At 64.6% G+C, this 5,097-nt stretch carries 6 protein-coding genes; 5 read left to right on the top strand and 1 reads right to left on the bottom strand.

Translation table 11 applies throughout. The annotated features are described in order from the left end of the window. A partial coding sequence (locus EN879_RS23735; protein WP_164774545.1) for an ATP-binding cassette domain-containing protein occupies positions 1–399 on the top strand: 399 nt, incomplete at its 5' end. An 86-nt stretch (positions 400–485) separates the two neighbouring features. On the opposite strand, the gene EN879_RS23730 is transcribed toward EN879_RS23735, so the two are convergent. Continuing rightward, positions 486–1,163 (bottom strand): MIP family channel protein, encoded by a 678-nt coding sequence (locus EN879_RS23730; protein ID WP_013530368.1) that lies wholly within the window; start codon positions 1,161–1,163, stop codon positions 486–488. Positions 1,164–1,344: 181 nt separating this feature from the next. Between EN879_RS23730 and EN879_RS23725 the strand changes: the two genes are divergently transcribed. The 4 genes from EN879_RS23725 to guaA all read left to right on the top strand — a co-directional run. Next, complete coding sequence (locus EN879_RS23725; protein ID WP_063170136.1) at positions 1,345–2,634, top strand: RsmB/NOP family class I SAM-dependent RNA methyltransferase; 1,290 nt, start codon at positions 1,345–1,347, stop codon at positions 2,632–2,634. A 140-nt stretch (positions 2,635–2,774) separates the two neighbouring features. Further along, a complete protein-coding gene (locus EN879_RS23715) occupies positions 2,775–3,233 on the top strand; it encodes a PaaI family thioesterase (RefSeq protein ID WP_013530371.1) in 459 nt (152 codons plus the stop codon). 141 nt (positions 3,234–3,374) lie between these two features. After that, complete coding sequence (locus EN879_RS23710; protein ID WP_013530372.1) at positions 3,375–4,043, top strand: 5'-methylthioadenosine/S-adenosylhomocysteine nucleosidase; 669 nt, start codon at positions 3,375–3,377, stop codon at positions 4,041–4,043. Positions 4,044–4,091: 48 nt separating this feature from the next. Beyond that, on the top strand, positions 4,092–5,097 hold a 1,006-nt coding region (gene guaA / locus EN879_RS23705), incomplete at its 3' end, for a glutamine-hydrolyzing GMP synthase (protein ID WP_127274280.1).

Here is a 5,097-nt window from a genome sequence, read left to right as displayed (position 1 = left end):
CCCCCGGACGAGGCAAAGGCCGAAGCGGAGATTCTGCTTCGGCGCGTCGGTCTCCTGGACAAGGTCGACCGGTATCCGAGGGAACTGTCCGGCGGCCAGCAGCAGCGTGTCGCCATCGCGCGCGCGATGGCGATGAAGCCGAAAGTCCTGCTCTTCGATGAGCCGACATCGGCGCTCGACCCCGAACTCGTTGGCGAGGTGCTGCAGGTCATGCGCGATCTGGCCGAAAGCGGCATGACGATGGTCGTGGTCACCCACGAGGTAGGCTTCGCCCGCGAGATCGGCGATCAGCTGGTTTTCATGGATGGCGGTGTGATCATCGAACGCGGCGCTCCGCGCGAGATGATTGCCAATCCGGTATCGCCCCGAACCCGCGAGTTCCTGTCGCGGGTGCTTTGACGGCAAGAGAATCCACCCAAGAGAAGATCCACAAAAAAAGCGCGGGCCATGGCCCGCGCCTTCGCATATTCAGCCTTCCAAAGAGCTCAGTCCTTCTCGAAGATGCGCGCCTTGGCGACGACGCCGGCAATGGCGCCGCCGATCAACGGTGCCACGATGAACAGCCAGAGCTGGCCGATCGCCGCAGTTCCCGAAAACAGCGCCGGACCGATCGAGCGGGCCGGGTTGAGCGACGTGCCGGTCACCGGGATGATGGCGAAGTGCAGCCCTGCCAGCGTCAGGCCGATGACCAGTCCGGCGAACGCCGTCGAGTGCTTTTCGGCCGTGACGCCAAGGATCACGGTGACGAAGGTGAAGGTGCCGATCACTTCCCACAGGAAGGCCGAACTGACACCCCATTTCGTCACATCCCAGCCATTGGCGCCGAAGCCGGTGGTGTGTCCGCCAACCTGGCCGGAGACGATGATCCACAACGCCAGTGAAGCAAGGACGCCGCCGATGACCTGCGCGATCCAGTAGGGGATGACGTCCTTGGCCGGCAGGCGGCCGGCAAGGAAGACGCCGAGCGTCACCGCCGGGTTGAGATGCGCGCCCGAAATGGGGCCGATCGCATAGGCCGCGGCGATGAGGCCGATGCCGAACGCCAGACCGATCCCTTCCTGGCCAAGCGGCAGCGCGCCGCCGAAGCCGCCCGTCACCACAGAAGCCGTACCGATGAACACCAATAGAAATGTGCCTAGAACTTCCGCCAGATAAGTCTTCATTGCCCTCTCCTCGTGTCGATCCGCCGGTTCACCTTTTCGCGCCGCGAATCACAATCGGAAGAGTATTCGCAACCAGAAAAGTTGGAAAGCAGAGCGGTTGTGCCGGCCGACCTGCTTGTGCGCGCCGGTTGCGCGCTCTAGAGCAGGGCCGGAATAATTTTCTGCGTGACGGAACAAGACAATGCGACTGGGCGGAAGGCTGGCTGCGGCCATCGAAGTGCTGGAAGACATCGGCCGGCGCCACCGGCCGGTGGCGGACGCGCTGAAGGATTGGGGCCTGTCGCATCGCTTCGCCGGCGGCGGCGACCGTGCGGCCATCGGCAACATCGTCTATGACGCCTTGCGCCACAAGCGTTCCGCGGGCTGGCTGCTGGGGCAGGACACGCCGCGCGCCATTGGCTTCGGCGCCCTGCTGCTCGAATGGGGGCAGACGGCCCAGTCGCTCAACGAGGCGCTGGATGGTGACAAGTTCGCACCGCCGCTGCTGACCGCCGCCGAGCTTCAGGCCATCGCCGACGGTCGGCTCGCCGATGCGCCGGACGCGGTGCGGGCGGATGTTCCCGACTGGTGCGCGCCGCTTTTCGAGCGAGCCTTCGGCCCGAGCTGGGCCGACGAGGGCGCCGCGCTGGCAACGCGCCCGCCGCTCGACCTCAGGGTCAACACCTTGCAGGCCAACCGCGACAAGGTGCTGGCCGAACTGACGGGAACCGGCGCCAAACCCGCGGCAATCGCCCCGCACGGCATCCGCATTCCACCGATCGACGGCGATGGCCGGCACCCGAATGTGCAGGCCGAACCGGCCTTCCAGAAGGGTTGGTTCGAGGTCCAGGACGAAGGCTCGCAGATCGCGGCCGCCCTTGCCGGGGCCGAAGCCGGCATGCAGGTGCTGGATTTCTGCGCCGGCGCCGGCGGCAAGACGCTGGCACTGTCGGCTTCGATGGAAAATCGTGGCCAGATCTTTGCCCATGATGCGGAGAAAGCACGGCTGGCGCCGATCTTCGACCGCATCCGTCGTTCGGAAAACCGCAATGTGCAGGTGGTCACCAAGCCCACGGAACTCGCGCCGCTCGGCAACCACATGGACATCGTGCTGGTCGACGCGCCCTGCACCGGCAGCGGCACCTGGCGGCGCCGCCCCGACGCCAAATGGCGGCTGACGCAGAGGCAGCTCGATACCCGCAAGGGCGAACAGTCGGCGATCCTCGATGCGGCCAAAGCCTATGTCAAACCGGGCGGCCTGCTGGTCTACATCACCTGCTCGGTGTTTGATGAGGAGAATGGCGAGCAGATCGCGGCCTTTCGGGACCGTAACAGCGGCTTTGTTCCCGTCGACCACCGCCAGCTCTGGGACAGCCGTTTTCCCGGCCATCCGGCAGCCGCGCGCATCGGCGCCAAAGGCGACATCTCGCTGTCGCCGGCGCTGAGCGGCACCGACGGGTTTTACTTCTGTGCGTTGCGCAGGTCGGCCTGAATCCGATCGGATGTCGCCAATTCCTGACGGATGCGTGGCGCCAGCAGGCAGGCCAGGTCGATTGTGCAGTGCAGCAAAAGCATTTGCCTGCCGTCCATGCCTCTGCAATAAGCTTATCCGCATAAAGGAAGGCAGCGGCCATGGCAGCAAAGATCGTACCCGCCCCGGACTATGAGGATCGCGTCAGGACCTCCTTCGCACGCCAGAAGGCGATGGCCACGATCGGCGCCGAACTGACGCTGGTGACGCCCGGCATCATCGAGATCGAGATGCCCTATTCGGCGGCACTCACCCAGCAGCACGGCTTCCTCCATGCCGGCGTCATTTCGACCGCGCTGGACTCGGCCTGCGGCTATGCCGCTTTTTCGCTGATGCCGGAAAATTCCGGCGTGCTGACCATCGAGTTCAAGGTCAACCTGCTGGCGCCGGGCAGGGGCGAGCGCTTCCTGTTCCGCGGCTCGGTGACCAAGCCAGGCCGCACCATCATCGTCGCCGACGGCCAGGCCTACGCCTTTGCCGCCGACGGCGAGGCCAAGCTGATCGCCACCATGACCGGAACGATGATGACGGTGGTCGGGCGTGATGGGATAGAAGGGTGAGTGGCCGGTTCGCCGCAGGCGAATTCATCGTGCCGGTGGCACGATGAAAGGCCACGGACGCCGGGAGCTGCCGGAGGCAGCGGGTCCCGGCGAGCGGCGGCGCAGATAAGCAGGTGATCGGGCGGAGAGGAGCAAATCATCATGACCGATAAAATTCGCCGCCTGTCGGGCAAGGACGTCCTCTTCGTCATGGCGGCGCAGGCCGAATACGGTCCGCATCTCAAGCAGCTGTTCACGCCATTGATGACAGGTGTCGGTCCGGTCGAGGCCGGCGTCAGGCTAGGCGCTGAACTCTCCTGGCTGAAGTCGCAAAAAACCCTGCCCGACCTCGTCGTGTCGCTCGGCTCAGCCGGCAGCCGGACGCTGGAGCAGACGGGAATCTACCAGGCGGTTTCGGTCAGCTACCGTGACATCGACGCTTCGCCGCTCGGCTTCGAGAAGGGTGCCACACCCTTCCTCGACCTGCCGGTGACCGTGCCATTGCCCTTCAAGATACCTGATATCAAGCAGGCGACGCTATCGACCGGCGGCGCGATCATCACCGGTGCGGCCTATGATGCTGTTAACGCCGACATGGTCGACATGGAGACCTTCGCCTGCCTGCGCGCCTGCCAGTTGTTCGACATTCCGCTGATCGGGCTGCGCGGCATTTCCGACGGGGCGGCGGATCTCAGGCATGTCGGCGACTGGACCGAATATCTTGAAGTCATCGATGAGAAGCTGGCGGAGGCCGTCATGCGGCTCGAACAGGCCATCGGTTCGGGCACGCTTCTGAAAGATTCGCCGCATGAAGACGCCAGACCGCTCTGAAACTCGCAACCCATTGCGTCGACTCATTTCTTTCTCTAAACGCTCGCCATGAAAACAGCCAATCATCCCGATACCGTCCTGATTGTCGATTTCGGCAGCCAGTTCACCCAGCTCATCGCCCGCCGCATCCGCGAGGCCGGCGTGTTTTCCGAGATCGTGCCGTTCCAGTCGGCCGAAGCGGCATTCAAGCGCATCAATCCGAAAGCCGTGATCCTGTCCGGCGGCCCGGCTTCGACCGGCGATATCGGCAGTCCGCGCGCGCCGCAGATCGTCTTCGACGCCGGCGTGCCGGTGCTCGGCATCTGTTACGGCCAGATGGCCATGTGCGTGCAGATGGGCGGCGTCGCCGAAAGCTCCGACCATCGCGAATTCGGCCGCGCCTTCGTCGAGATCCAGAAGGACAGCCCGCTGTTTGAGGGCCTGTGGGCGCCCGGCCAGCGCCACCAGGTGTGGATGAGCCATGGCGACCGCGTCATCTCCTTGCCCACCGGCTTCGAGGTGTTCGGCAAATCGGAGGGCTCGCCCTTCGCCATCTTCGGCAACATCGAGCGCAAGATGTACGGCATCATGTTCCACCCCGAGGTGGTGCATACGCCCGACGGTGCCCGGCTGCTCAGGAACTTCGTCCACAACATCGCCGGCATCGAGGGCGACTGGACCATGCGCGCCTACCGCGAGCACGCGGTCGAGGCGATCCGCAAGCAGGTCGGCAAGGGCAAGGTCATCTGCGCGCTGTCGGGCGGCGTCGATTCCTCCGTTGCCGCGCTGTTGATCCACGAAGCGGTCGGCGACCAGCTGACCTGCATCCTTGTCGACCACGGCCTGATGCGCAAGGACGAGGCCGCGGGCGTGGTGGCGATGTTCCGTGAGCACTACAATTTGCCGCTCATTCTGGTCAACGCGTCGGACCGTTTCATCGACGCCCTCGAGGGCGAGTCGGATCCGGAGAAAAAACGCAAGACCATAGGCCGGCTGTTCATCGAGGTGTTCGAGGAAGAGGCCAAGAAACTCGGCGGCGCCGAATTCCTGGCGCAAGGCACGCTCTATCCCGACG

The organism is Mesorhizobium sp. M7A.F.Ca.AU.002.02.1.1, assembly GCF_003998535.1.
Lineage (GTDB): Bacteria > Pseudomonadota > Alphaproteobacteria > Rhizobiales > Rhizobiaceae > Mesorhizobium > Mesorhizobium ciceri.
This window is presented reverse-complemented; position numbering and strand designations above follow the sequence as displayed.

Bases quoted from the DNA above. Each gene is read 5' to 3' on its own strand.
- EN879_RS23730 (WP_013530368.1), bottom strand. From the start codon at position 1,163: ATGAAGACTTATCTGGCGGAAGTTCTAGGCACATTTCTATTGGTGTTC.
- EN879_RS23715 (WP_013530371.1), top strand. From the start codon at position 2,775: ATGGCAGCAAAGATCGTACCCGCCCCGGACTATGAGGATCGCGTCAGG.
- EN879_RS23710 (WP_013530372.1), top strand. From the start codon at position 3,375: ATGACCGATAAAATTCGCCGCCTGTCGGGCAAGGACGTCCTCTTCGTC.
- EN879_RS23725 (WP_063170136.1), top strand. From the start codon at position 1,345: ATGCGACTGGGCGGAAGGCTGGCTGCGGCCATCGAAGTGCTGGAAGAC.